At 72.1% G+C, this 25926-nt stretch carries 22 protein-coding genes, 1 tRNA gene and 1 pseudogene; 13 read left to right on the top strand and 11 right to left on the bottom strand.

The features are described 5' to 3' along the window. Positions 1–90: 90 nt before the first annotated feature. The 7 genes from ccrA to pssA all read left to right on the top strand — a co-directional run bounded on the left by ccrA (position 91) and on the right by pssA (position 7900). Positions 91–1428, top strand: coding sequence for a crotonyl-CoA carboxylase/reductase (ccrA, locus tag BKD26_RS20945; protein WP_084900332.1), 1338 nt, complete (start codon positions 91–93; stop codon positions 1426–1428). After that, a complete protein-coding gene (locus BKD26_RS20940) occupies positions 1428–3440 on the top strand; it encodes a protein meaA (RefSeq protein WP_084900329.1) in 2013 nt (670 codons plus the stop codon). The genes ccrA and BKD26_RS20940 overlap by 1 nt, the downstream gene beginning before the upstream one ends. Next, positions 3437–4399: a CoA ester lyase gene (locus BKD26_RS20935; protein ID WP_084900327.1), complete on the top strand. Its 963-nt coding sequence runs from the start codon at positions 3437–3439 to the stop codon at positions 4397–4399. The genes BKD26_RS20940 and BKD26_RS20935 overlap by 4 nt, the downstream gene beginning before the upstream one ends. A gap of 109 nt (positions 4400–4508) precedes the next feature. Continuing rightward, entirely contained in the window at positions 4509–5021 is a 513-nt protein-coding gene (locus tag BKD26_RS20930; protein WP_084900324.1) for a MaoC family dehydratase, read from the top strand. A gap of 2 nt (positions 5022–5023) precedes the next feature. Further along, positions 5024–6229 carry an acyl-CoA dehydrogenase family protein gene (locus tag BKD26_RS20925; RefSeq protein WP_084900321.1) on the top strand — a complete coding sequence of 402 codons (1206 nt, stop codon included), beginning with the start codon at positions 5024–5026 and terminating at the stop codon, positions 6227–6229. 167 nt (positions 6230–6396) lie between these two features. After that, positions 6397–7044: a phosphatidylserine decarboxylase gene (locus BKD26_RS20920; protein ID WP_084900318.1), complete on the top strand. Its 648-nt coding sequence runs from the start codon at positions 6397–6399 to the stop codon at positions 7042–7044. Next, positions 7037–7900, top strand: a complete 864-nt coding sequence (gene pssA, locus BKD26_RS20915; RefSeq protein ID WP_084900315.1) for a CDP-diacylglycerol--serine O-phosphatidyltransferase — start codon at positions 7037–7039, stop codon at positions 7898–7900. Before BKD26_RS20920 ends, pssA begins: the two co-directional genes overlap by 8 nt. Before the next feature lie 362 nt (positions 7901–8262). Here pssA and BKD26_RS20905 read toward each other — a convergent pair whose 3' ends face one another. The 6 genes from BKD26_RS20905 to BKD26_RS20880 are packed head-to-tail and all read right to left on the bottom strand — an operon-like array spanning position 8263 to position 13638. Then, a complete protein-coding gene (locus tag BKD26_RS20905; RefSeq protein ID WP_084900309.1) occupies positions 8263–8793 on the bottom strand; it encodes a GNAT family N-acetyltransferase in 531 nt (176 codons plus the stop codon). A gap of 53 nt (positions 8794–8846) precedes the next feature. Beyond that, positions 8847–10115 (bottom strand): ABC transporter substrate-binding protein, encoded by a 1269-nt coding sequence (locus BKD26_RS20900; RefSeq protein ID WP_084900306.1) that lies wholly within the window; start codon positions 10113–10115, stop codon positions 8847–8849. Continuing rightward, complete coding sequence (locus tag BKD26_RS20895) at positions 10112–11191, bottom strand: branched-chain amino acid ABC transporter permease (protein ID WP_084900303.1); 1080 nt, start codon at positions 11189–11191, stop codon at positions 10112–10114. Before BKD26_RS20895 ends, BKD26_RS20900 begins: the two co-directional genes overlap by 4 nt. Beyond that, positions 11184–12074 carry a branched-chain amino acid ABC transporter permease gene (locus BKD26_RS20890; RefSeq protein ID WP_084900301.1) on the bottom strand — a complete coding sequence of 297 codons (891 nt, stop codon included), beginning with the start codon at positions 12072–12074 and terminating at the stop codon, positions 11184–11186. Before BKD26_RS20890 ends, BKD26_RS20895 begins: the two co-directional genes overlap by 8 nt. Next, complete coding sequence (locus BKD26_RS20885) at positions 12071–12841, bottom strand: ABC transporter ATP-binding protein (RefSeq protein ID WP_084900298.1); 771 nt, start codon at positions 12839–12841, stop codon at positions 12071–12073. Before BKD26_RS20885 ends, BKD26_RS20890 begins: the two co-directional genes overlap by 4 nt. Beyond that, entirely contained in the window at positions 12838–13638 is an 801-nt protein-coding gene (locus tag BKD26_RS20880; RefSeq protein WP_084900463.1) for an ABC transporter ATP-binding protein, read from the bottom strand. The genes BKD26_RS20885 and BKD26_RS20880 overlap by 4 nt, the downstream gene beginning before the upstream one ends. 182 nt (positions 13639–13820) lie before the next feature. Here BKD26_RS20880 and BKD26_RS20875 point away from each other — a divergent pair, with 182 nt between their 5' ends. Both BKD26_RS20875 and BKD26_RS20870 read left to right on the top strand, forming a co-directional pair. Beyond that, positions 13821–15017 (top strand): helix-turn-helix domain-containing protein, encoded by a 1197-nt coding sequence (locus BKD26_RS20875; protein ID WP_084900295.1) that lies wholly within the window; start codon positions 13821–13823, stop codon positions 15015–15017. Positions 15018–15099: 82 nt separating this feature from the next. Continuing rightward, positions 15100–17487, top strand: a complete 2388-nt coding sequence (locus BKD26_RS20870; RefSeq protein ID WP_084900293.1) for a glycoside hydrolase family 3 N-terminal domain-containing protein — start codon at positions 15100–15102, stop codon at positions 17485–17487. A gap of 73 nt (positions 17488–17560) precedes the next feature. Here the strand turns inward: BKD26_RS20870 and BKD26_RS20865 are convergent, their stop codons facing one another. The 3 genes from BKD26_RS20865 to BKD26_RS40405 form a co-directional block, all read right to left on the bottom strand. Beyond that, positions 17561–18715 (bottom strand): glycerate kinase, encoded by a 1155-nt coding sequence (locus BKD26_RS20865; RefSeq protein ID WP_084900290.1) that lies wholly within the window; start codon positions 18713–18715, stop codon positions 17561–17563. A gap of 100 nt (positions 18716–18815) precedes the next feature. Then, entirely contained in the window at positions 18816–20411 is a 1596-nt protein-coding gene (locus tag BKD26_RS20860) for a TROVE domain-containing protein (protein WP_084900287.1), read from the bottom strand. 236 nt (positions 20412–20647) lie between these two features. Next, positions 20648–20717 (bottom strand) — tRNA-Asn (locus BKD26_RS40405). Between the two features lie 99 nt (positions 20718–20816). Between BKD26_RS40405 and BKD26_RS20855 the strand changes: the two genes are divergently transcribed. The 4 genes and pseudogenes from BKD26_RS20855 to BKD26_RS20840 all read left to right on the top strand — a co-directional run bounded on the left by BKD26_RS20855 (position 20817) and on the right by BKD26_RS20840 (position 23456). Next, the gene (locus tag BKD26_RS20855) at positions 20817–21107 is read left to right on the top strand and encodes a hypothetical protein (protein ID WP_084900283.1); all 291 of its coding nucleotides are present in this window, start codon (positions 20817–20819) and stop codon (positions 21105–21107) included. After that, positions 21104–22186 carry an ADP-ribosylglycohydrolase family protein gene (locus BKD26_RS20850; RefSeq protein ID WP_084900280.1) on the top strand — a complete coding sequence of 361 codons (1083 nt, stop codon included), beginning with the start codon at positions 21104–21106 and terminating at the stop codon, positions 22184–22186. The genes BKD26_RS20855 and BKD26_RS20850 overlap by 4 nt, the downstream gene beginning before the upstream one ends. 4 nt (positions 22187–22190) lie before the next feature. Further along, the gene (locus BKD26_RS20845) at positions 22191–22694 is read left to right on the top strand and encodes an NUDIX hydrolase (RefSeq protein WP_084900277.1); all 504 of its coding nucleotides are present in this window, start codon (positions 22191–22193) and stop codon (positions 22692–22694) included. A gap of 43 nt (positions 22695–22737) precedes the next feature. Further along, positions 22738–23456 (top strand): annotated as a pseudogene (locus tag BKD26_RS20840) (Sir2 family NAD-dependent protein deacetylase). Positions 23457–23852: 396 nt separating this feature from the next. On the opposite strand, the gene BKD26_RS20835 reads toward BKD26_RS20840, so the two are convergent. Both BKD26_RS20835 and BKD26_RS20830 read right to left on the bottom strand, forming a co-directional pair. Beyond that, positions 23853–24335, bottom strand: a complete 483-nt coding sequence (locus BKD26_RS20835; protein WP_084900275.1) for a methylated-DNA--[protein]-cysteine S-methyltransferase — start codon at positions 24333–24335, stop codon at positions 23853–23855. Between the two features lie 12 nt (positions 24336–24347). Further along, entirely contained in the window at positions 24348–25898 is a 1551-nt protein-coding gene (locus BKD26_RS20830; RefSeq protein WP_084900272.1) for an AlkA N-terminal domain-containing protein, read from the bottom strand. Between the last annotated feature and the right edge of the window lie 28 nt (positions 25899–25926).

Genomic DNA, 25926 nt, shown 5'->3' with positions numbered 1-25926 from the left:
CGAACCGACGGCACACCTCCACAGCAGCAGCACTTCCCCGACGTTCCCCTCAAACGTCTGCTCAAGACGATCTTCGCCGGAGGCAACACCGTGAAGGAAATCCTGGACGCGATTCAGTCGCCGGACACCACGTCCGCGGACTTCGCCGCTCTGCCCCTCCCCGAGTCCTACCGCGCGGTGACCGTGCACAAGGACGAGACCGAGATGTTCGCCGGTCTCACCACCCGCGAGAAGGACCCGCGCAAGTCGCTGCACGTCGACAATGTGCCGCTGCCCGAACTGGGCCCCGGCGAGGCACTGGTGGCCGTGATGGCCTCCTCGGTCAACTACAACTCCGTGTGGACGTCGATCTTCGAGCCGGTCTCGACCTTCAGCTTCCTGGAGCGGTACGGCAAGCTCTCCGAGCTCACCAAGCGCCACGACCTGCCGTACCACATCATCGGCTCCGACCTGGCGGGCGTGGTCCTGCGCACCGGCCCGGGCGTGAACGCCTGGCGCCCCGGTGACGAGGTCGTCGCGCACTGCCTGTCCGTCGAGCTGGAGTCGTCCGACGGCCACAACGACACGATGCTCGACCCCGAGCAGCGCATCTGGGGCTTCGAGACCAACTTCGGCGGCCTGGCCGAGATCGCGCTCGTCAAGTCCAACCAGCTGATGCCGAAGCCCGACCACCTCAGCTGGGAGGAGGCGGCGGCGCCGGGCCTGGTGAACTCCACCGCGTACCGCCAGCTCGTCTCCCGCAACGGCGCCGGCATGAAGCAGGGCGACAACGTCCTGATCTGGGGCGCGAGCGGCGGCCTCGGCTCGTACGCCACCCAGTTCGCCCTGGCCGGTGGCGCCAACCCGATCTGTGTCGTCTCCAGCGAGCAGAAGGCGGACATCTGCCGCGCGATGGGCGCCGAGGCGATCATCGACCGCAGCGCCGAGGGCTACAAGTTCTGGAAGGACGAGCGCACCCAGGACCCCAAGGAATGGAAGCGCTTCGGCAAGCGCATCCGTGAGTTCACCGGCGGCGAGGACATCGACATCGTCTTCGAGCACCCCGGCCGCGAGACCTTCGGCGCGTCCGTGTACGTCACCCGCAAGGGCGGCACGATCACCACCTGCGCCTCGACCTCGGGCTACATGCACGAGTACGACAACCGCTACCTGTGGATGTCGCTGAAGCGGATCATCGGCTCGCACTTCGCGAACTACCGCGAGGCGTGGGAGGCCAACCGCCTGATCGCCAAGGGCAAGATCCACCCGACGCTGTCGAAGACGTACGCGCTGGAGGACACCGGCCAGGCCGCGTACGACGTCCACCGCAACCTCCACCAGGGCAAGGTCGGCGTCCTGTGCCTGGCGCCCGAGGAGGGCATGGGCGTGAAGAACCAGGAGATGCGGGACAAGCACATCGACGCCATCAACCGCTTCCGGAACATCTGATGCCGGAACGGAAGAAGGACCGCCCCTGGCTCATGCGGACGTACGCCGGTCACTCGACCGCCGAGGCGTCCAACGAGCTGTACCGGCGCAACCTCGCCAAGGGCCAGACCGGTCTGTCGGTCGCCTTCGACCTGCCCACGCAGACCGGCTACGACCCCGACCACATCCTCGCCCGCGGCGAGGTGGGCCGGGTCGGGGTCCCGGTCTCGCACCTCGGTGACATGCGCCGGCTGTTCCAGGACATCCCCCTGGAGCAGATGAACACCTCCATGACCATCAACGCCACCGCCATGTGGCTGCTGGCGATGTACCAGGTGGTCGCGGAGGAGCAGGGCGCGGACATCACCAAGCTCCAGGGGACGACGCAGAACGACATCGTCAAGGAGTACCTGTCGCGCGGGACGCACGTCTTCCCGCCCGGTCCGTCGCTGCGGCTGACCACCGACATGATCACCTACACGGTGAACCACATCCCCAAGTGGAACCCGATCAACATCTGCAGCTACCACCTCCAGGAGGCGGGCGCCACGCCCGTCCAGGAGATCTCGTACGCCATGTCGACGGCGACCGCCGTCCTCGACGCGGTGTTCGCCTCCGGTCAGGTCCCGGAGGAGCGCAAGGGTGATGTGGTCGCGCGTATCTCCTTCTTCGTGAACGCGGGCGTCCGCTTCATCGAGGAGATGTGCAAGATGCGCGCCTTCGGCCGCATCTGGGACAAGATCACGCGTGAGCGGTACGGGATCGAGGACCCCAAGCACCGCCGCTTCCGCTACGGCGTGCAGGTCAACTCGCTCGGCCTGACCGAGGCGCAGCCGGAGAACAACGTCCAGCGCATCGTCCTGGAGATGCTCGCCGTGACGCTGTCGAAGGACGCACGCGCGCGTGCCGTCCAGCTCCCGGCCTGGAACGAGGCCCTGGGCCTCCCCCGCCCCTGGGACCAGCAGTGGAGCCTCCGCATCCAGCAGGTGCTGGCGCACGAGAGCGATCTGCTGGAGTACGAGGACATCTTCGCCGGCTCGCACGTCATCGAGGCCAAGGTGGACGCCCTGGTCGAGGAGTGCCTGACCGAGATCGACCGGATCCAGGAGATGGGCGGCGCGATGGCCGCCGTCGAGTCCGGCTACCTCAAGTCGCAGCTGGTGTCCTCGCACGCCGAGCGGCGGGCCAGGATCGAGTCCGGCGAGGAGAAGATCGTCGGCGTCAACATCTACGAGACGACCGAGCCGAACCCGCTCACCGCGGACCTGGACACCGCCATCATGACGGTGGACCCGGCCAACGAGGCGCGGGTGGTGGCGAAGCTCCACGAGTGGCGCGACAACCGCGACGAGAGCCGGGCCCAGGAGGCCCTGGCCCGCCTGAAGGCGACTGCGGCCGGGGACGCGAACCTGTTCGAGGCCACCCTGGAGTGCGCCCGCGCGGGTGTCACCACCGGCGAGTGGTCGTGGGCGCTGCGGGACGTGTTCGGCGAGTTCCGCGCGCCGACGGGTGTGTCGTCCGCGCCGGTCGCGATCGCCGCCGAGGAGGGCACCCCGCTGGCCGCCGTACGCGAGACGGTGGCGCGGACGGCCGACGAGCTGGGCGCCGGGCGGCTGCGGCTGCTGGTGGGCAAGCCGGGCCTGGACGGGCACTCCAACGGCGCCGAGCAGATCGCGGTACGCGCGCGTGACGCCGGTTTCGAGGTGGTCTACCAGGGCATCCGGCTGACCCCCGAGCAGATCGTGAACGCCGCGCTCGCGGAGGACGTCCACTGCGTGGGCCTGTCCATCCTGTCCGGGTCGCACGCCGAGCTGGTGCCGGACGTGCTGGCCCGGCTGCGCGACGCGGGTGCCACCGACATTCCGGTCATCGTCGGCGGGATCATCCCGAGCGCCGACGCCGCCGAACTGAAGCGGGCGGGTGTGGCCGCCGTCTTCACACCGAAGGACTTCGGTATCACGGAGATCATCGGCCGTATCGTCGACGAGATCCGTACCGCGAACAAGCTCGACCCCCTGGAGGTCCCCGCATGACGACCGTCAACCGTCTCCGCCCGCGCCGCTCCTGCCTGGCGGTTCCCGGTTCCAACCCGCGCTTCCTGGAGAAGGCCCAGGGGCTCCCCGCCGACCAGGTCTTCCTGGACCTGGAGGACGCGTGCGCGCCGCTGGCCAAGCCGGAGGCGCGGCACACCATCGTCAAGTTCCTCAACGAGGGCGACTGGACGGGCAAGACCAGGGTCGTGCGGGTCAACGACTGGACCACGGAGTGGACATACCGCGACGTCGTCACCGTCGTCGAGGGCGCGGGCCCGAACCTGGACTGCATCATGCTGCCGAAGGTGCAGACGGCCGAGCAGGTCGTGGCGCTGGACCTGCTGCTGACCCAGATCGAGAAGACGATGGGCTTCGAGGTCGGCCGGATCGGCATCGAGGCGCAGATCGAGAACGCCCAGGGCCTCAACAACGTCAACGCGATCGCCCAGGCCTCGCCGCGCGTCGAGACGATCATCTTCGGCCCGGCCGACTTCATGGCGTCCATCAACATGAAGTCGCTGGTCGTCGGCGAGCAGCCGCCCGGCTACCCGGCCGACGCGTACCACTACATCCTGATGAAGATCCTGATGGCGGCCCGCGCCAACGACCTCCAGGCGATCGACGGTCCGTACCTGCAGATCAAGAACGTGGACGGCTTCCGCGCGGTGGCCGGCCGCGCCGCGGCCCTCGGCTTCGACGGCAAGTGGGTGCTGCACCCGGGTCAGGTCGACGCGGCCAACGAGGTGTTCTCGCCCTCCCAGGAGGACTTCGACCACGCCGAGCTGATCCTGGACGCGTACGAGTACTACACGTCCGAGGCGGGCGGCAAGAAGGGCTCGGCGATGCTCGGCGACGAAATGATCGACGAGGCCAGCCGCAAGATGGCGCTCGTCATCTCCGGCAAGGGCCGCGCCGCCGGTATGACCCGTACCTCGAAGTTCGAAGCCCCCTCCGCCTGACGGCGGCAGAACCGGACGGGCCGCTCCGTCCCCGGCGCGCCGGGGCGGGACCGGCCCACCGGCCGCTCCCCGTCACGCTCCACCCGACGCACCCGGAAGGGCAGCACCCATGCAGTTCGGCCGCACCTACGAAGAGTTCGAAGTCGGCGCCGTGTACAAGCACTGGCCCGGGAAGACGGTCACCGAGTACGACGACCACCTCTTCTGCCTGCTCACCATGAACCACCACCCCCTCCACATGGACACCAACTATGCGGAGAAGACGACGGACTTCGGGAAGAACGTCGTCGTGGGCAACTACATCTACTCGCTGCTGCTGGGCATGTCCGTGCCGGACGTGTCGGGCAAGGCGATCGCCAACCTGGAGATCGAGTCGCTGCGGCACGTGGCGCCGACCTTCCACGGCGACACCATCTACGGCGAGACCACCGTCCTCGACAAGACCCCGTCCAGGTCCAAGAGCGACCGCGGGATCGTGTACGTCGAGACCAGGGGCTACAAGCAGGACGGCACGCTGGTCTGCGTGTTCCGCCGCAAGGTGATGGTCCCCACCGAGACGTACATCAAGGAGCGCGGCGGCGAGCAGCCCGGCCGCCCGGAACTGAAGGCGCAGGAGAAGTAGTCATGGCCCGACTCGCGCAGACCCACGGTCTGACGGACGTCCAGCAGGAGATCCTGTCCACGGTCCGGGAATTCGTCGACAAGGAGATCATTCCGGTCGCGACCGAGCTGGAGCACCGCGACGAGTACCCGCAGGACATCGTCGACGGGCTGAAGGAGCTGGGTGTCTTCGGTCTGATGATCCCGGAGGAGTACGGGGGTCTGGGCGAGTCCCTGCTCACGTACGCGCTGTGCGTGGAGGAGATCGCGCGCGGCTGGATGTCCGTGTCGGGCATCATCAACACCCACTTCATCGTCGCGTACATGCTCAAGCAGCACGGTACGCAGGAGCAGAAGGACACCTTCCTGCCCCGGATGGCGGCCGGCGAGGTGCGGGGCGCGTTCTCGATGTCGGAGCCGGCCCTCGGTTCGGATGTGTCCGCGATCACATCGAAGGCGGCCAAGGACGGCGACGAGTACGTCCTGAACGGTCAGAAGATGTGGCTGACGAACGGCGGTACGTCAACACTCGTCGCCGTTCTCGTCCGAAGTGACGAAGGACACCCGGAGGGCACCGCCCCCCACAAGTCGATGACGACCTTCCTGGTGGAGAAGGAGCCCGGTTTCGGAGAGGTCCGGCCCGGCCTGACCATCCCCGGGAAGATCGACAAGATGGGTTACAAGGGGGTCGACACCACCGAACTCATCATGGACGGACTGCGCATTCCGGCCAATCGAGTGCTCGGCGGGGTCACCGGCCGAGGATTTTACCAAATGATGGACGGCGTCGAGGTCGGCCGCGTGAATGTAGCGGCACGTGGTTGCGGCGTGGCGCAGCGTGCGTTTGAGCTGGGCGTCTCGTATGCCCAGCAACGTCACACTTTCGGTAAGCCGATCGCTCAGCACCAGGCGATCCAGTTCAAACTGGCCGAGATGGCTACCAAGGTGGAGGCCGCCCATGCCATGATGGTCAACGCAGCACGCAAAAAGGACTCCGGGGAGCGAAACGACCTGGAAGCAGGGATGGCGAAGTACCTCGCCTCCGAATACTGCAAGGAGGTCGTCGAGGACGCCTTCCGTATCCATGGCGGCTACGGGTTCTCGAAGGAGTACGAAATCGAGCGTCTCTACCGAGAGGCGCCGATGCTGCTCATCGGCGAAGGTACCGCCGAGATCCAGAAAATGATCATTGGGCGTCGGTTGCTCGAGGAGTACCGATTCCAGGGGTGATTGTCGCTTTTGAGCCGGTTTGGCCGCGAAGAAGATCACACCCTGTCATCGTCTTCCGGCCGCCGACTCGACTTCTGGCTTGCCCAGTTGCGGCCCGCAACCGATAGCATCGCCGAAAAGCCGCCGTCCCCCGCATCCGCGCGGCATCACCGCTACGAAGGTCATCCATGCCCCACAGCCAAACCTCTGCACCTCGCGGCCGCGTCCGCATCGCACGCGGAGCATCGCCGTGGCTTCTGCCGACCGTCGCCACCGCTGCACTCAGTCTTGCCCGCTCGCGCCGTTCCAAGCGTGCCGCGGCCATCGCTGTGCCCACCACCGCCCTGGCGGCGGGCATGCTGTGGTTCTTCCGCGACCCCGAGCGCGAGATCGCGCAGGGCAGGGTCATCTCGCCCGCAGACGGGGTGGTGCAGAGCATCATGCCGTGGAAGGACGGACGGACCCGGGTCGCCATCTTCATGAGCCCGCTGAACGTCCACGTCAACCGCGCCCCGCTGGCGGGCACGGTGACGTCCGTCGAGCACGTCCCGGGTGGGTTCGTGCCGGCGTTCAACAAGGAGAGCGAGAACAACGAGCGCGTTGTCTGGCACTTCGACACCGAGTTCGGCGACATCGAGATGGTGCAGATCGCGGGTGCGGTCGCCCGTCGCATCGTGCCGTACATCCCCCAGGGGACCAAGGTCGAGCAGGGCGAGCGCATCGGTCTGATCCGCTTCGGATCGCGCGTTGACATCTACCTTCCGGAAGGTGTCGACGTCGCTGTCGAGGTCGGTCAGACCACGACCGCGGGGGTGACTCGAATTGACCGTGATTGATCCTGACACACGGGCCGACTGGGTCGCCGACGCCGAGGCGGACGTCGCCGAGGAAGCCGAGGAGATGCCGCTGTCGCTGCGTCTCTCAATAGCGGACACGCTCACGCTGGGCAACGCCACCTGCGGCTTCATGGCGGTGTACTTCACCACCACCGGCATCCTGATCCCGCACCTCACGGGCAGCGACGAGACCGGCATGGCACGGCACTCCGCCGCGACCGCCGTGATCCTGATGCTCTGCGCGGCGGTCTTCGACCTCTTCGACGGGCTCGTGGCGCGCAAGCTGCGCAGCTCGCCGATGGGCGCGGAACTCGACAACCTGTCGGATCTGATCAGCTTCGGTCTGGCCCCGGCGTACTTCGTGCTGGTGTACGGGATGGTCGCGGACGACGCGCACCAGCGGGTCTCCGCGGTGGCGGCCATCGTGGTGCTGCTGGCGGTGGTGCTACGGCTCGCCAGATTCAGCTGCGTGACCATGAAGGACGGCATGTTCCAGGGCATGCCGTCCCCGTTCGGCGCGCTGACGGTCGTCTCGATCGTGCTGCTGGAGCTGCCGTTCATCCCGACGCTGCTGGCGATCATCGGTACGGCGTGGCTGATGGTGAGCCGCGTCGAGTACCCGAAGCCGCGGGGCATCCTCGCGGTGGCGATGCTCAGCTGGATCGTGGGGGCGATGGGCCTGCTGGCGGCGTGGGCGTTCGACGCCCCGGGCGGCCAGCTGCTGCTCCAGACCGGCTGCGCGCTGCAGGTGGTGCTGGGCGCGGTGATCCCCCTCTTCGCGACGGCCCGGCGGGTGAACACCTTCCGCGACAACCGCCGCGAGAGCCGCGAGGCGCGGGCGGCGCAGCTGCCGTAGCGGTACGTACGGATACGGGTGAGGGCCCGGAGCGGATTCACCGCTCCGGGCCCTCACCCGTATCCGGGACCACGGGCGTGCCCACGCGCGGGCGCGTTCGGTGCGGGCCGCCCGGGTGCGGCCTTGGCGGGGCGCCGCGCGGCCGCCGGGCGGGGGTGGGCGGCCGCCGGGCGGTGTGGGCGGGCGCCGCGGGGGTGTGGCCGGCGCCGCGGGGGTGTGGGCGGGCGCCGCGGGGGCTTTGCCCCCTCCCCGCCCCTTCCCGAACCGGGGCTCCGCCCCGGACCCCGTGTGCGACCTTCGGCCGCATGTCCTCACACGCCGGACGGGCTGAACATGCAGCCCCGCTGGGGATCCCTCACACCTCAGGAACCGGCCAGCACCTTGTAGTAGTACGTCGTGGGGTGCGGGGTGCCGGCCGGGGTGAGGGCGTAGTCGGGGATCGAGCCCGCCCGGGTCCAGCCCGCCGAGCGGTAGAGGGACTCGGCCGGGCTGCCGGTCTCGGTGTCCAGGACGAGGAGGGTCAGGCCCTCGTCGAGGGCCGCGCGTTCGGCCGTGGCCAGGAGGCGGCGGCCCAGGCCACGCCCACGGGCGGTGCGGTGGACGAGGAGCTTGGCGATGTCGGCGCGGTGGGGCTGGTTCGGCATGGTGGCCCGGACGAGGGTGATCACGCCGGAGACGGCGCCGTCGTCGTCGTACGACGCCCAGACGTGCCGTACGCCCCGCTCGGCCTCCTCGGCGACCCCCTGCCACCAGGAGGCCGCCTCGGCGTGGCCGAGCGGGGCGAGAAAGCCCACGGAGGCGCCGCTGTCGACGGCGTCCACCAGCAGGGCGGCGAGCCCGTCGGACGCGTGGGCACGGATCTGCGGCGCGGTCAGGCACTCTATGTCGCTCATGATCAGAGCGTGGCACGAGGGCGTTTCGGCGCGGTGACGAGGGACCCGTCCGGTCAGCCGCCCGGTGTGAAGGCCTTGGCCGCGTCGGAGACCTGGGGCTGGCGCACCACCCGCGCGCCGCCCGTGACGGACTTGTCGGGCTGGAGGATCACGCTCTGCCGCGACGACGGCGCCTTCGGGTCGGAGAAGTCGTGGGTCACACCGAAGCCCCCGTCCAGGGCGTTCAGCGTCCGCAGCGCCTTGCCGACGCCCTCGCGGGTGAGGTCCTTGTCCGCGCACGCCTTCTTCAGGGCCTCGCCGAAGACCTCGGCGGCCGACCAGCCGGCGACGACGCCGTTGTCGAGGGCGTCCTTCGGGTAGGCGGCGCGGTAGTCCGCGGCGAGCTTCTTCGCGGCGGGGGCGTCGGCGCCGATCGGCAGGCTCGGTGTGGCCACGTAGTACATCTTCTCCAGCGCCGGTCCGGCCTGGGTGGCCAGCAGTTGCGGGGAGTACGCGGAGTTGTTGCCGATGACCGGCACGGTGAGCTTCACCGCCGCCGCCACGCCGACGAGCGAGGCCGCCTGGCGCGGGCCCGCGCTCAGCACGATCGCCTTCACCCCGGCCTGCTTGAGCGCGGCCACCTGCGCCGACATGTCGTTGTCGGTCGGCTTGATCTTCTGCTCGACGACCGTGAGACCGGCCTTGCCGGCCGCGTACTTCGAGCCCTTCAGCGCGTTCTCGCCGTAGTCGCCCTCGAAGTAGACGTGGCCGAGCTTGTCGCCCTTCTTCAGGCCCTTCTCCTTCAGCAGGAAGTCGACCGCGTTGATGGTCTCGATGTCGTACGTGGTGCCGATGACCCGGATGTACGGGCTGCCCAGCAGCGACGCCGACCAGGCCTGCGGCAGCACCAGGCCCTTGTCCTGGCCGTCGACCCGCGGCTTGACGGCGGCGACGAACGGCGAACCGATGAACTGGGGGAAGCCCAGCACCTTCGGCTCCAGTTCGGTGTACCCGGCGAGCGCCTTCTGCGGGTCGTAGCCGTGGTCCCGGACCGTCAGCTCCACGGTGCGGCCGCAGACGCCGCCTTTCGCGTTGAGCTGCTTGACGTACAGCTGCTGGGCCTGGGTGACGCTCTTGCCGAGGGTGGCGTACACGCCGGTCATGTCGGTCAGGACGCCCAGCTGGATCGCCTTGGCGTCGACGCCCTGGCCGGTCTTCACGCCGTCGGCGCCCGCCGCCCCGTCCTGGTCGGTCTTCGCCTTGGAGCTGCAGCCCGCGGCCGCCGTCAGGGCGACGAGCGCGGTGAGTGCCGCGGCGAGCCGCCGGTGTCTGCGTATGGTCATCGTTCCTCCGCTGAGGTGCGCACGGTTCTTACAGGACGTACGGGACGCCGGGCGGCCAGGCGGACCAGGCCTCCGGGCAGGAAGAGCACCACCGCCACGACGGCGGCGCCGTACAGGTAGCGCGACGCCTCGCCCGGGGCGATACCGCCCGTGCCGGGGGCGGAGACGAGGGGCAGCGCGTCGCTGTACCGGTTGAGGATCTGCGGCAGCACGGAGACGAAGACGCCCCCGATCACCGCGCCCGCCACCGAGCCCAGACCGCCGATGACGATCATGGCGAGGTACTCGAGGGAGAGCAGCATGCCGAAGTACTCCGGCACGGTCCGCTGGAACACCAGCGCGAGCAGGACGCCGGCGAGACCGGCGTACATCGAGGAGAGCACGAAGGCGGCCGCGCGGTAGCGGGCCACCGGGATGCCCAGCACCCCGGCCGCGATCCGGTGGTCCCGGATGGCGTTCAGGGCACGGCCTGGCCGGCCGCGCAGCACGCCCCGCGCGAAGAGGGCGGAGGCGACGAGCAGGGCGAGGCCCAGGTACCAGAGCTTCTCGGCGGCGCCGAACGGGACGGCCGCGATCAGCAGCTCGCTCTCGTCGAAGGTGACGCCGAGGAGGGAGAGCGGCGGGACGGCGCGGCCGTTGAAGCCGCCGGTCAGGTCGTGGGCGTTGAACAGCACGTGCTGGCCGATGAAGATCAGCGCGAGCGTGGCGATGCCGAGGTACGCGCCGCGCAGCCGCCCCGCGATGGGGCTGAACAGCCCGCCCGCCGCGCCCGCCAGCGCCACCGCGCCGACGGCGGCGAGCCAGCCGGGCAGGCCGAGGCCGGTCAGCCCGTCCGAGCCGTCCCCGGCGAGCGCGCAGTAGCCGTACGCGCCGACGGCGAGGAAGAAGGCGTGGCCCATGGAGAGCTGCCCGGTGGAGCCGGTCAGCAGGTTGATGCCGATGGCGCCGATGGCGGCGGCCATGGCGAACAGCCCGGCCTGGAGCCAGAACCGTTCGAGGTAGAAGGGGAGGGCGAGGAGGAGGACCGCGCCGAATGCGTACGCGTACGTACGCGGGCGGGTGAACGTCTCAGACACGGGCCAGCTCCTTCGTACCGAAGAGCCCCGCGGGCCGGATCAGCAGGACCGCGACCATGACCAGGTAGGGCGCCAGGTCGCCGATGCCTCGGCCGAGGAAGGTGAGGTCGCTCTGGTAGCCGGTGGCGAGGGACTCGGTGATGCCGACGAGCAGCCCTCCGACGAGCGCGCCGGTCGTCGAGTCGAGCCCGCCGAGGATGGCGGCCGGGAAGGCTTTGAGGGCGGCGAGGGAGGTGGAGCGTTCCAGTCCGGGCGTCGGGAAGACCGTGAGGAAGAGGGCCGCGACGGCGGCGAGGCCCCCGGCGACGGCCCACGCGCCGAGCGAGACCCGCCCGAGCCGTACACCCATCAGGGCGGCCGTGGACGGACTCTCGGCGGCGGCGCGCATGGCGACGCCCCAGGCGGTGAACCGGAAGACGAGCAGGAACGCGGTGATGAGGAGCGCGGCGGCGAGGAACGCGGCGATGCGCGTCTGGGCGATGGTGACGGAGCCGATGGTCACGACCGCGTCGCCCCACGGGTCGCCGAGGGTGAGCACATCCGTACCGATGCGTCGGGTCAGCTCGGTGGTGAGCAGGATGTCCACGCCGATCGTGACGATGGCGAGGACGCTGTGGTCCGAGCCCCGGTGACGGCGCATCACCAGGAACTCCACGGCCGCTCCGACGAGCGCGGCGCCCGCGATCCCGGCGGCCAGGGCGGGCCAGAAGCCGATGTCGTCGTGGAGGACGGCGGTGACGTAACCACCCGCGAGGAGGAGGGAGGCGTGGGCGAAGTTGACGACCTCGGTGGCGCGGAAGATGACCACGAAGCCGAGGGCGATGAGGGCGTAGACGGAGCCAAGGGATATGCCGTTGAGGAGGAGTTCGGCGAAGGTGGTCACTCGGCTGCCTCCTCTCCGAGATAGGCGCGGACGACCGCGGGGTCGTTCTGTACGTCGGTGGGGGCGCCGTCCGCGATACGGCGGCCGAAGTCGAGGACGGTGACGGAGTCGGCGAGCCGCATCACCACGCCCATGTCGTGTTCGACGAGGACGATGGAGATGCCGAGGCTGTCGCGGACGCCCGCGATGACGGCGGCGGTGCGGCGGCGTTCGTCGGCGGTCATGCCGGCGACGGGTTCGTCGAGGAGGAGCAGGGTCGGCTCCATGCACAGGGCGCGGGCCAGTTCGGCGAGCTTCTGCTGCCCGTACGGGAGGGAGGCGGCCGGGTGGTCGAGTTTGTCGGCGAGGCCCACGAAGTCGGCGATCTCGTGGACGCGGGCGCGGTGGCGGGCCTCCTCGCGGGTGGCGGACGGCAGGCGCAGCCCGGTGGCGAGGAAGCCGGCGCGGGTGAGGCGGTGGCGGCCGAGCATCAGGGCGTCGGCGAGGGTGGCGTGGGGCGGCAGGGCGAGGTTCTGGAAGATGCGGGCGACGCCGAGGGCGGCGATGCGGTGCGGGGGCAGGCCGGTGAGCTCGTGGTCGCCGAAGCGGACGCTGCCGGAGGTGGCGCGGTAGACGCCGGACAGGACGTTGAAGGTGGTGGACTTGCCGGCGCCGTTGGGGCCGATGACGGCGTGGACGGTGCCGGGGTGCACGGTGAAGCTGACGCCGTCGAGGGCGGTGAGGCCGGCGAAGCGCACGGTGAGGTCGCGGACGTCGAGGGTGGTCATGCCTGTGCCTCCCAGCGGGCCAGGTGCGGGACCTCGGCCGGGGACGCGTCGGCGGCGGCCTGTTCGTCGACGACGCCCAGGTAGCGGCGGCGTACTTCGTCGGAGGCGGCGAGTTCGGCGGCGGGGCCTTCGATGGTGACCTCGCCGACTTCCAGGACGTACGCGTGCGTGGCGAGGCGCAGCGCGAGGGCGGCGTTCTGCTCGACGAGGAGGACGGAGGTGCCCTGGGCGTGGATCTCGCGGATGGTGTCGGCGATCCGGGCGGCCATCAGCGGGGCGAGGCCGAGGGACGGCTCGTCGAGCAGGAGGAGGCGCGGGGAGGCCATCAGGGCGCGGGCGACGGCGAGCATCTGCTGTTCGCCGCCGGAGAGGAGGCCGGCGCGCTGGCGGGCGCGTTCGGCGAGGACGGGGAACAGCTCGTGGACGCGGCGGAGGGCTTCCGCTCTTCCGGAACGGGCGGCGGTGAGGGCGCCCGCGCGGAGGTTGTCCTCGACGGTCATGCGGGCGAAGACCTGGCGGCCCTCGGGTACGTGGCAGAGCCCGGCCGCGACGACCCGGTCGGGCGGCAGGGTGTGCAGCGGGCGGCCGGCGAAGGTGACGGTGCCGGCGGAGGCGGCGCCGCCGTGGAAGGCGAGCGTGCGCGACAGGGCGCGCAGCAGTGTGGACTTGCCGGCGCCGTTGCCGCCGAGGACGGCGACGACCGCGCCGTCCGGTACGTCCAGCGATACGTCGCGCAGCGCCCGTACCTTGCCGTACCCGGCTGTCAGACCCCGCACCTGCAGGGCGGCAGCGCTCATGGATTTCCCCTCGTCGGTGTGTTCGATCGCGCTCACCCCAGCACCGGGGCGGGACCCCCGTCCACGTTCGTGGCCGGAATCGCTGCCGTTGCCCAGCGGGCGCGGAGGCCGGTTGTGCACGCGCACAACACTGCGTGTCAGGGGCATGCCGGATGGGGTGCGGAGGTGGCATCCTCCGGGCCATGGGAGTCCGCAGACCGCGTACAGGCGATGACTGGAAACTACTCGCGCAGGCGTGTACGGCGCTGCTGGAGCGGCTGCCCGAGCTGGTGGACGAGCACGTGCGGGAACTGCACGAGTACTCCCCCGCGTACGGGCGGGTCATCGGCTACGACCAGCACTGGCAGGAGGCGCGGGAGGCGATGCGGATCGGCATCGAGACGATCACGGCGCCGCGCGCGTCACCGCGCCGCGACCTGGAGCACGCGGAGTGGCTGGGGCGGCGGCGCGCGGAGCAGGGCCTGCCGCTGGAGCTGGTCGTGCGCGCGTACCGGATGGCGGGGCACCTGGTGTGGGACGCGCTGCTGGAGGACGCTGGCGCGGACGCGCGGCGGCTGGCCGTGCTGATGCAGGCCGCGACGATGGTGTGGTCGGCGGTGGACGCGCAGGCCGACACGGCGTCGGAGGCGTACCGGGTGACGGAGCTGGAGCTTCGGCGCCGTACCGACGAGCAGTTGCAGGCGCTGCTCGACGCGCTGCTGGACGGCGGCCGGTCGCCGGAGGTCTCGGCGCGGGCGGCGGCGGGCCTGGACCTGCCGGAGCGCGGGCGGTACGCGGTGGTGGTGCTGCGCAGCGAGCGGCGGGACGTGGCGCACCGGCGGCTGGCCGGGGCGGGGCTGCGGTTCATCTGGCGGATGCGGACCGACTGCGAGATCGGCGTGGTGTCGCTGGACGAGGGCACGGGGCTCGACGCGCTGGCGGAGCTGATGGAGGGGCGGTGCCGGGGCCCGGGCGGCATCAGCCCCGTGGTGGTGGGCCTGACGGAGCTGGGCGGGGCGCGGCGGCTGGCGGAGCTGGCGCTGCGTACGTGTCCGGTGGACGCCCCGGCGATCGTGCGGCTGGACCGCCGGATGCCGGGCGCGCTGGTGGTCGGCCAGCCGGAGCTGGGCGCGCTGCTGGTCTCGGAAGTCCTGGGCGCCCTGCTGGACCTGGACCCGGCCGACCGGGCGGTGCTCCTGGAGACCCTGGACGTCTGGCTGGACTGCGAGGGCTCGGCGGGGCGGGCGGCGAGCCGCCTCTACTGCCACCGGAACACGGTCTTCAACCGCCTGCGCCGACTGGAGCAGCTCACCTCCCGCTCGCTGTCCCGGCCGCGGGACCTGACGGAGATGACCCTGGCCCTGGACGCCTTCCGCCTGACGGCGGGGCAGGGAACGTGAACCCCGCCGCGGGTGTCGTCCTGCTCGTCTGCCGGTGCGCCCTCCGCGCCCTGGTCCGGGGCCTCATGGGCGTCGGAGGAAGGTGACCGCCACCGTGGATCCCGTCGAGACGACCCCCGTCACCCCCGTCACCCCCGTCTGGAACGACCCCGCCCTCGACACCGGCACCCGCGTCCGTGCCCTGATCGCCGCCATGACCACCGAGGAGAAGGCCGCCCAGCTCGTGGGCGTCTGGGTCGGCGCGTCGGACGAGGGCGGCGAAGTGGCCCCCCACCAGCACGACATGGAGGACGCCGTCGACCTCGACGCCCTCCTGCCGACCGGACTGGGGCAGTTGACGCGCCCGTTCGGCACCGCCCCCGTCGACCCCGCGCTCGGCGCGCTGTCCCTGCTGCGTACGCAGGCCCGCGTCGTCGCCGCCAACCGCTTCGGCATCCCCGCCCTGGCCCACGAGGAGTGCCTGGCCGGCTTCGCCACCTGGAAGGCCACCGCGTACCCCGTACCGCTGTCCTGGGGCGCCGCCTTCAACCCCGCGCTGGTACGCCGCATGGCCGCCGCCATCGGGCGGGACATGCGGTCCGTCGGCGTGCACCAGGGCCTCGCCCCCGTCCTGGACGTGGTGCGCGACGCCCGCTGGGGCCGGGTCGAGGAGACCATCGGCGAGGACCCGTACCTCGTCGGCACCGTCGCCACCGCGTACGTCCAGGGCCTGGAGTCCGCCGGGATCGTCGCGACCCTCAAGCACTTCGCCGGCTACTCCGCCTCGCGCGCCGGGCGCAACCTCGCGCCCGTCTCCATGGGCGCGCGCGAACGCGCCGACGTCCTCCTCCCGCCGTTCGAGATGGCCCTGCGCGAAGGCGGCGCCCGGTCCGTCATGGCCGCCTACACCGACACCGACGGGGTGCCCGCGACGGCTGACGACGAGCTGCTGACGGGCCTGCTCCGCGACACCTGGGGGTTCGACGGCACGGTCGTCGCCGACTACTTCGGCATCGCCTTCCTCCGGACGCTCCACGGCGTGGCGGGCGACTGGGCCGAGGCCGCCGGGACCGCGCTGCGGGCCGGGGTCGACGTCGAGCTGCCCACGGTGAAGACCTTCGGCGCGCCGCTGCTGGAGGCCCTGTCCTCCGGACGGGTCCCCGAAGCCCTCGTCGACCGGGCCGTGCACCGGGTCCTCACGCAGAAGGCGCGACTCGGGCTGCTCGACCCGGACTTCAGCCCCGTGCCCGCGGCGCTGGCCGGAGCGGGAGACCTCGACGACCCGGCGGCACTGCGCGGCACGGTCGATCTGGACACCGACACGAACCGCGAGCTGGCGCGGGAGGCCGCCGAGCAGGCGATGGTGCTCCTCAGCAACGACGGCACGCTGCCGCTCGCGCGGCCTCGCACCCTCGCCCTCGTGGGCCCGAACGCCGACGAGCCGACGGCCGTCCTCGGCTGCTACTCCTTCCCCGTCCACGTCGGCGTCCACCATCCCGGGGTCCCGGCCGGAATCGCCCTGCCGACGCTGCGGGAAGCCCTGGAGCGGGAGTTCCCCGGGACGCGGATCGTCACCGCGCGCGGCGCGGACGTCGACGGGGACGACACCTCCGGCTTCGCCGAGGCGGTACGGCTGGCCCGGAGCGCCGATGTCGTGGTCGCCGCGCTGGGTGACCGGGCCGGGCTCTTCGGCCGCGGCACCAGCGGTGAGGGGTGCGACGCCGAGTCCCTCGCGCTCCCCGGCGTACAGCAGGCGCTGCTGGACGCGCTGCTCGACACCGGTACGCCGGTGGTGACGGCCCTGCTGGCGGGGCGGCCCTACGCGCTCGGCCGCGCCGCGGGCGAGGCGGCGGCGATCGTGCAGGCCTTCTTCCCGGGCGTGGCGGGCACCGGGGCCCTGGCGGGCGTGCTCAGCGGGCGGACGAACCCCTCGGGCCGGCTGCCGATCGGTGTGCCGCGCGGCGCCGGCGCGCAGCCCGCCACCTACCTGGCGGCCCCGCTGGCCCAGGCCGGCGAGGTGTCCAGCGTCGACCCGACCGCCGCCTACGCGTTCGGGCACGGCCTGTCGTACACGTCCTTCACCTGGAGCGAGCTGACCGTGGAGACCGGGGAGAGCGGTACGGACGGGGCCTTACGGCTCGCCTTCTCGGTGCGCAACACCGGGGACCGGGACGGCACCGAAGTCGTCCAGCTGTATCTGCACGACCCGGTGGCCTCGGTCGTCCAGCCGGTGCAGCGCCTCATCGGCTACCGGCGGGTGCCGCTGCGGCCGGGTGCGTCGTGCCGGCTGACGGTGACCGTCCCGGCGGACGTCGCCTCGTTCACCGGCCGCGACGGGCGGCGTGTCGTGGAGCCGGGCCGGCTGGAGCTGCGCCTGGCCGCGTCCAGCGCCGATCCCCGCCTCACCGCGACGGTGCTGCTGACCGGCCGGGCCCGGTACGTGGACCACACGCGGCGGTTCCACGTGGAGTGGGCGGAGGACGCCGGGTGACCGCCGGCGGAAAGGCCGCGCCGCCCGGCCCACGGTGGGCGGAGCGGCGCGGCCAAGGACGTCGTCCCGGTCGTTACGACAGGAAGTCGCGGGCGAGGTTCGCCGCCTGGCGCTCCAGCAGCGGGCCCGCCTCGGCGATGCACTTCGCCGTGTCCGGCTCCAGTTCCGTCAGGGCGTAGGCGCGGCGGATGCCCGCCTTCCCCAGCGCCTCGGGCGGCAGGGCCAGGCGGCCGCAGACCGCGACGACCTCGATGCCCGCCGCGCGGGCCGCCGCCGCGACACCGGCGGGGGCCTTGCCGTGCAGGGTCTGCTCGTCGAGGGAGCCCTCGCCGGTGATGACCAGCGTGGCGCGGGACAGGGCCGGGGCGAAGCCCAGCACGTCCAGCATGACCTCGATGCCGGGGCGGAAGCTCGCGCCGAGGGCGACCAGCGCCCCGTACCCGATGCCGCCCGCCGCACCGGCGCCCGGCGAGGCGGCCAGCTCGGTGGCCTTGGGGCCGATGGACTCGGCGAGGACGGAGGCGAAGTGGGCCAGGGCGGCGTCCAGCTCCGCGACGTCCTCCGGTGAGGCGCCCTTCTGCGGCCCGTACACCGCGGGCGCGCCCTTCGGGCCGGTCAGCGGGTTGTCGACGTCGCTGGCGAGGACCAGGTCGACGTCCTGGAAGCGGGCGTCGAGGCCCGACAGGTCGGCGGTCGCGAGGTCCCGGAGGCCCCCGCCGCCCGGCCCGACGGGCTCGCCGTCCTTGTCCAGGAACCGGGCGCCCAGCGCCGCCAGCATCCCGGCGCCGCCATCCGTGGTCGCGCTGCCGCCCACGCCGAAGACGATGGTGCGCGCGCCCGCGTCCAGCGCGGCGCGCAGCAGCTCGCCGGAGCCGTACGTGGTGGACGTCAGCGGCGCGAAGACGCCCTCGGGGAGCAGCTGGAGGCCCGACGCCTCCGCCATCTCCACCACGGCCGTCCCGTCGCGCAGCGCGTACGCGGCGGTCACCGGCGCGCCGAGCGGACCGGTCACCCGTACCTCACGCCGTTCGAACCCGGCCGCCACCGCGGCGGCGACCGTGCCGTCGCCGCCGTCGGCCACGGGCAGGGTCTCCACCTCGAGCCCGGGGACGACATGCCGGAGCCCGGCCGTCACCCGCTCCGCGACCTGTACGGCCGTGAGCGAACCTTTGAACTTGTCAGCCGCGACGAGCACGCGCGCGGCCTCAGTTACTGCTCCGTCCGTCACCCTTGCATCCCTTGCTATCGAACAGGCAGTCGCGCCGACGCCGACCCTATCCGGAGGGTGAGACACTGTGCCACTCCTGTCCGGCGTACGGACCCCCTGGTCAGGCCGCGGACCAGGGCCAGTGGGCCGCCCGCCCGGCCTCCAGCAGCGGCACCATCCGGAACGCCGCGTCCGTCAGGCCGCCGAAGGTGTGGCGGTTGCCCGTGCCGGAAGGGGCGTGGCCCGGGCGGTAGCCCGCCAGGTTCCAGGTGTAGACCGGCACGTGCGCCGGGACCTGCGCCGTCGGGTCACCGTAGTGGCTGTAGGCCGCCTGCTCGTCAGTGACGATCAGCACCCGGTCGTGGCCGCGGTAGTGGGCGCGTACCGCCTCGGTCGTGTCGGTGCCGCCCAGGCTGTGGAAGCGGCCCAGGACCTTCAGCACGGACTCGCCCGCGCGGTACGGCACGGGCGCACTGGTCGTACCGAACTCCACCAGGTCGGCGTCGGCGGCGCGCATCGCCACCGCCGTGCCGAAGACGGCCGCCGCGTCGGCGCGGTTCAGCTGGGAGCGCTGCGACAGGGGCGCCCACATGGAGCCGGAGCGGTCGACCAGGACCAGGGTGCGGCCGGGCAGCGCGGGCACGTTCGCCAGCGAGTGGCCCAGCGCCTGCTCCAGCGGGTACGACCAGCGCAGCGAGGGCGCGTGCTGGTACGCGGCCAGGCAGCGGAACGGGAACTGCCGCGAGGCGGCGACCGTCTCCGGGTCCGAGATGGTGGCGGCGGCCCGGGCGGCGGCCTCGTCGCTCACCCCGGCCTCGTCGAAGTTCCGCAGGTTGCGCAGGAGGGCCATCACGCCCATGGACGGGATGACGGCCTCCCAGGCGGCGGCGTCCAGCGGGCCCTGGAGCCAGCCGGCCAGGGCTTCCCAGGTCATGCCCGCCTCGGCCAGCCGCGCGGCCCCGTCCGGGCCGGTGACCACGGCGCGCCGCTCGGTGACCGGCAGCTCCATCAGCGCCCGGTGGGCGGTGAGCATCCGGTTGGAGGCGGGCGGGAGCGCGGTCTCGGGGTGGTGGCGGCGGTCCAGGGCGTACTGGAACAGCTCGCCCTGCCAGGGCTGCCTGGCCGGGTCGGGCGCGGCGTGCACCAGGTTGAGGATGTCGCCGAAGCGGTAGCCCTTGCCGGCCGTGTCGTACTTCAGCAGCGACCGGGCGGTGTAGAGGCGCCGGACGGCGTCCGCGATGCCCCGCTTGACGGGTTTGGGCACATTGCGCCCGTACTGGGAGGTCCAGTAGCCGAGCAGCTCGCCGGGCTCGTCCGCGCGCTGGAGGACGGAGGCGATGACCTGCCGGTTGGCGGGACCGTCGGTGGCTCCCGCGTCGAGGCGGGCCCTGACGTACTCGGCGGCGCCGACGAGCGAGGCGGTCCGCATGTGGGCCTCGGTGCGCAGCCAGCGCAGCAGGCCCGCGGTCCACTCCGGATCCTCGACGGCGAGCGTGCGGACGAGCGCGGCGAACCGGTCGTCGCGGTCGCCGCCGGACTCGTAGAAGGTCGTCTGCGTGACGAAATTGGCGACGGCGAGCAGGAACAGCTCGGAGCGCGGGTCGCGCAGCACACCGGCGCCGCCCTGGTGGGTGGTGGTGCGCCCGGTCGACCGTACGGGCGAGACCGGGCGGCCGGTGGCCACGGCGACGGACCGGCGGACGTTGAAACGTGCCATGTGAATCCCCCCGAATTCGGTTCTTCGGTGGGAACGCGCGGCGGAAGGGGCGCCCGGGGCCGATGTCCCCCACTCCGCCGCGCCTCCCGAGATCAAGGTGGCCGCGGCGTGATTTCGTTGGAGTGAAGTAGCCGCGGCCCGCGCACCGGGAGGTGCGTGACGTACAGATGTCCAGAGTTCAAGGCCGGCGGAACCGACAAAGGTGCTCTGCCGACTGAGCTACACCGACCCGAAGTCGATGACGGGACTCGAACCCGCGACCGCCCCATTAACAGTGGAAGTAGGTCCTGCCTTCGCACCTGGACGTCGATGACTCTAGGGAGGCAACTCTCCGGGCGCCATGGATTATTCGACCGCCTCGTCGCCCGAGTCGCGGGTGTGGGCCATTCGTGTGACGCTGCCATCATGACGTGGGCATCGTGGACGACGACCGATGTGTACACGGGTCGTGGCGGGGTTCGGACCGACGAGCTCGGAATCGTCACGGGCAATGTCACCGTGCACACCACCTGGGCGGGCGGCGAGGCACAGATCGCCGTCCAGTACAGCGGGGCGACCGACTGGTTCACCATGACGGGCAGCCCTGTGCCGTGCCGTTCGGAGAAGGACAGCAGGGATCTGCACGAGGCCGTGGTGGAGGCCGTACGGGCGGGCGGCGGGGCCGTCGTACCGTCCCCCTCCCTGCCCTCTCCATGACCTTGCGGGAGACACCGGCCGCATCCGTGGGCCCGGACCCGCACGACCGGGTCCTGGGCGGCTGGTCGGGGCGTATCGCCGGGAACATGCTCGGCAAACCGGTCGAGCGCGGCGACTACTGGACACGCGACCGGATCGACCGCTACCTGCGGGCGACCGACGCCCTCCCCCTGACCGACTACCTCCCCGAGCCGCCGCCGGACGCGGATGCCGCCGGTTTCGCGCTGCGGCCCGAGTGGCGGGAGTGCGTACGCGGCCGGATCCACGGCAGTTGCCGGGACGACGACGTGGACTACGCGATCATGGCCCTGCACCTGCTGGAGACGCACGGGTTCGCCTTCACCACCGAGCAGGTCGGCGAGCTGTGGCTGCTGCGCCTGCCCTACCTCCAGACGTTCACCGCCGAGCGGGCCGCCTACCGCAACCTCGCGAACGGCCTGAAGCCCCCGCTCACCGCCACCTACGACAACCCCTACCAGGAGTGGATCGGCGCCCTCATCCGCGCCGACGTGTTCGGCTGGACCTCCCCCGGCGACCCTGTCCGCGCCGCCTCCCTGGCCCGCCGCGACGCGGTACTGTCCCACACGGGCAACGGCGTGTACGCCGCGATGTGGGCGGCCGCCCTCGTCGCCGCGGCCTTCACGGCGCCCGGCCCGCGCGCCGCCGTCGAAACGGCCCTGGAGCGCATCCCCGCGAGCTGCCGCCTCGCCCGCGTGGTCCGGCACATGGTGGCGCTGCACGACGCGGGCGTGACCTGGTCCGACGCCCTGACGGAGGCGGAGCGCGAGACGGCCGGGCTGCACTGGATCCACGCCGTCCCGAACGCCGCCGTCATCACGGCAGGGCTGTTGTACGGGGACGGCGACTTCACCCGCACCATCGCGCTGACGGTGCGCGGCGGCCTCGACACCGACTCCAACGGCGCCACCGCCGGGTCGGTCGCGGGCGTGCTGTGCGGGGCGTCCGGCATCCCGCGCCACTGGACGGACCCGCTCCAGGACCGGGTGCGCAGCGCGGTGTTCGGCTTCGACGGCGTACGGATAGGTGACCTCGCCGAGCGGACGCTCGCACTAAGCTGACGCCGTGACCGCGAACGATTACGCCGCGTACATCGCCGGGCTCCCCCGCGTCCTGGCCGGCGCCGCAGCGCTCTTCCGCGACGGCGAGGGCCGTGTGCTGCTGGTCGAGCCCAACTACCGGGAAGGCTGGGTGCTGCCCGGCGGCACCATCGAGTCGGACACCGGGGAGACCCCGAGGCAGGCCGCCCGGCGGGAGACGCTGGAGGAGATCGGCCTGGACGTGGAGCTCGGCCCGCTGCTCGCGGTCGACTGGGTGCACGGGACGGGGCGTCCGCCGATCGTGGCGTACGTGTACGACGGGGGCGTGCTGAGCGGCGAGCAGTTCCGGGCGATCCGGCTCCAGGACTCGGAGCTGATCTCGTGGAAGCTGGTGGAGCGCGAGGACCTGCCCACGCATCTGCTCGGCTCGCTGGGCTTCCGCGTGACGTCCGCGCTGGACGCGCTGGTGGCCGGGCGTGGCGCACTGGAACTGGAGAACGGCCGCCCGGTGAGCCGTCCGGCGCCGTGAATTGGTTCGCGGGCGCGGGGCGACGCTGCGTAACCTCGGCCGCATGACTCTCGTCGCGATCCTCAGCGGTGCCGGTATCTCCACGGACTCCGGCATCAGTGACTACCGTGGGCCGAACGGCCTGTGGCGGCGCGATCCGGAGGCCGAGAAGCTGGTCACGTACGACTACTACATGGCCGACCCGGAGATCCGGCGCCGGTCGTGGCGGATGCGGCGCGACAGCGCGGCGCTGCGGGCCGAGCCGAACGCCGCGCACCGGGCGATCGCCGAGCTGGAGCGGACGCCGGGCTTCGCGGTGCGCGTGCTCACCCAGAACGTGGACGGCTGCACCAGCTCGCCGGGATGCCGGCGCGCAAGGTCCTCGAACTGCACGGCACCGCGCGGGCCGTGGTGTGCACCGGGTGTCATGCGCGCTCGTCGATGGAGGAGGCGCTGGCCCGCGTCGAGGCCGGCGAGGCCGACCCGGCGTGCGAGGCGTGCGGCGGGATCCTGAAGTCGGCGACGGTGATGTTCGGGGAGCGGCTGGACCCGGTGGTGCTGGGTGAGGCGATGGGGATCGCCAAGGCCGCCGAGGTGTTCCTCGCGGTCGGCTCGACGCTCCAGGTACAGCCCGCCGCCTCGCTCGCCGGGATCGCGGCGGAGCACGGGGCGCGGCTGATCATCGTGAACGCCGAGCCCACGCCGTACGACGAACTGGCCGACGAGGTCGTGCGGGAGCCCATCGGCACGGCTCTGCCGGCGCTGCTGAAGCGGCTCGCATGATGCCGTGCGTACGCCGGCCGCCGGCCCTTCGCCAGACGTCGGCCGGCCGGTTCCGCGGCGCTCCCGGTGCCTACCGGCCAGGGCAGGCGGACGCCGCGCGTGACCTCGGCGGTGCCGCCCAGGCGGATCAGCGGGCCTGGCGGGCCGTGCTGGACGGTGGCGGTGATCGTGCGAGGTTCCCGCCAGAGCCGGCACCCGGCGGCACTCGTCGTCACTCAACGGCACCTCGTCCATCACCGCGGTGGGGCAGCCGCCCCTGCCGGCGCGCATACACGCGCGGACGATCGCCACGGGCAGAGCGTCACGGCGCCCACTCCGCGGCATGGCCCCCCTCGCGCGCCCTTCCCCGTTCAGGGGATCACCATGATGCTTCCCCCACCAGAAGCACAAGACCGCCTAGAACAGGGCCCCGCTCTCGAAGGCGAGCAGGCGCTGCTTGCGTTCGAGGCCACCGCCGTAGCCGGTGAGGCCGCCGCTCGCGCCGATGACGCGGTGGCACGGGACGATGATCCCCACCGGGTTCTTGCCGTTGGCGAGGCCGACGGCGCGGGAGGCGCCAGGGCTGCCGAGGGCCTCGGCCAGTTCGCCGTACGAACGGGTCTCACCGTACGGGATCTTGCGCAACTGCTCCCAGACGCTGCGCTGGAACGGCGTACCGGCGAGGTTGAGGGGCAGGTCGAACTCGGTGAGTTCGCGCGCGTAGTAGGCGTCGAGCCGGCGGATCACCTCGCCGAAGGGGCGCGGGTCCGGGTCGCCGAAGGACTCCTCCGGCGGGCGGTGGCGCTGGTCGGTCATGTAGAGGCCGCTGAGGACGCCATCGGTGGCGACGAGGGTGAGCGGGCCGTACGGGCTGTCGGTGACGGTGTGCTGACGACGCATCGGTCGGCTTCCTTACGCGGGTAGGTGGTTGATGGGGTGGCTGTCGGTCGCCCACAGGTACTGGACGGCGTACGCGCGCCAGGGCCGCCACGCGGCGGCACGGGCCGTGAGCGCGGCGGGCGTGGAGGGCAGGCCGAGGCCGGCGGCGGCGCGCCGGACGCCCAGGTCGGTGGGGAGGAACGCGTCGGGGTCGCCCAGGGCGCGCATGGCGATCACCTCCACCGTCCAGGGGCCGAACCCGGGCAGCCGGGCCAGGTGTACGCGGGCCTCGTCCCAGTCGCTGTCCGGGCCGAGCCGGAGCGAGCCGTCGGCGAGGGCGCCGACGAGGGTGGTGAGCGTGGTGCGGCGGCTGCCCGGCAGGGCGAGCGCCTCGGGGTCGAGCGCGGCGAGCGCCTCGGGCGCCGGGAACAGGTGGGTGAGCCCGCCCTCGGGGTCGTCGACGGGTGTGCCGTGCGCGGCGACCAGGCGGGCCGCGTGGGTGCGGGCGGCGGCGGTGGAGACCTGCTGGCCGAGGACCGCGCGTACCGCGAACTCGGCGGCGTCGACGGTGCGCGGGACACGCCGGCCTGGCGCCTTGTCGACCAGCGGCGCGAGGAGGGGATCCGTACGGAGCTGGTCGTCGACCGCGACCGGGTCGGCGTCCAGGTCGAGCATCCAGCGGCAGCGGCTGATGGCGAGGGTGAGGTCGCGCAGGTCGGTGAGGGAGAGGCGGCAGGCGATGTGGTCGGGGTGCGGGGCGAGGGCGACGATGCCGTGGCCGTGCGGGAGGGCGAGGGTGCGCCGGTAGGCGCCGTCGCGCCACTCCTCGACGCCGGGGACGGCGGTGGCGGCCAGGTGGCCGAAGAGGTTGTCGGGGTTGAGGGGCGCGCGGTACGGCAGCCGGAGCGTGATGACACCCGGGGTCCGGGGCGTCCCCGCAACAGCCCGGGCGGCAGGGGTGTTGGCAGCCCGGGTGCCGGCGGCCCGGGCGCTGGTGGCGCGGGTGCTGTCGGTCCGGCTGGTGGTGACGCGGGTGCGCAGCTCGCTCGGGGCGAGGGCGAAGACCTCGCGGACGGTGTCGTTGAAGGTGCGTACGGAGGAGAACCCGGCGGCGAACGCGACGTCCGCCATGGGCAGTCCGGTCGTCTCGATGAGGACGCGGGCGGTCTGGGCGCGCTGGGCGCGGGCCAGGGCGAGCGGTCCGGCACCGAGCTCGGCGAGCAGCTGGCGCTCGATCTGCCGGGTCGAGTAGCCGAGGCGGGCGGCCAGGCCCGGTACGCCCTCGCGGTCGACGACGCCGTCGCGGATGAGGCGCATGGCGCGGGCGACGGCGTCGGCGCGGGCGTTCCACTCGGGCGAGCCGGGGCTGGTGTCGGGCCGGCACCGTTTGCAGGCGCGGTATCCGGCCTGCTGGCAGGCGGCGGCGCTCGGGTAGAACACCATGTTCCCGGGCTTCGGCGGCACGACCGGGCAGCTGGGCCGGCAGTAGATGCGGGTGGTCAGGACGGCGGTGAAGAACCAGCCGTCGAAGCGGGCGTCCTTGGACTGGACGGCCCTCACGCAGCGCTCGGTATCGGTGTGCATGGCTCAAGCATGGAAGACGGCGCGCGGT

Origin of the sequence: Streptomyces sp. CB03238, from assembly GCF_002099185.1 — a bacterium.
Lineage (GTDB): Bacteria > Actinomycetota > Actinomycetes > Streptomycetales > Streptomycetaceae > Streptomyces.
Note: the sequence above shows the minus strand (reverse complement) of the source record. Positions and strands in the feature narration are given on the sequence as shown.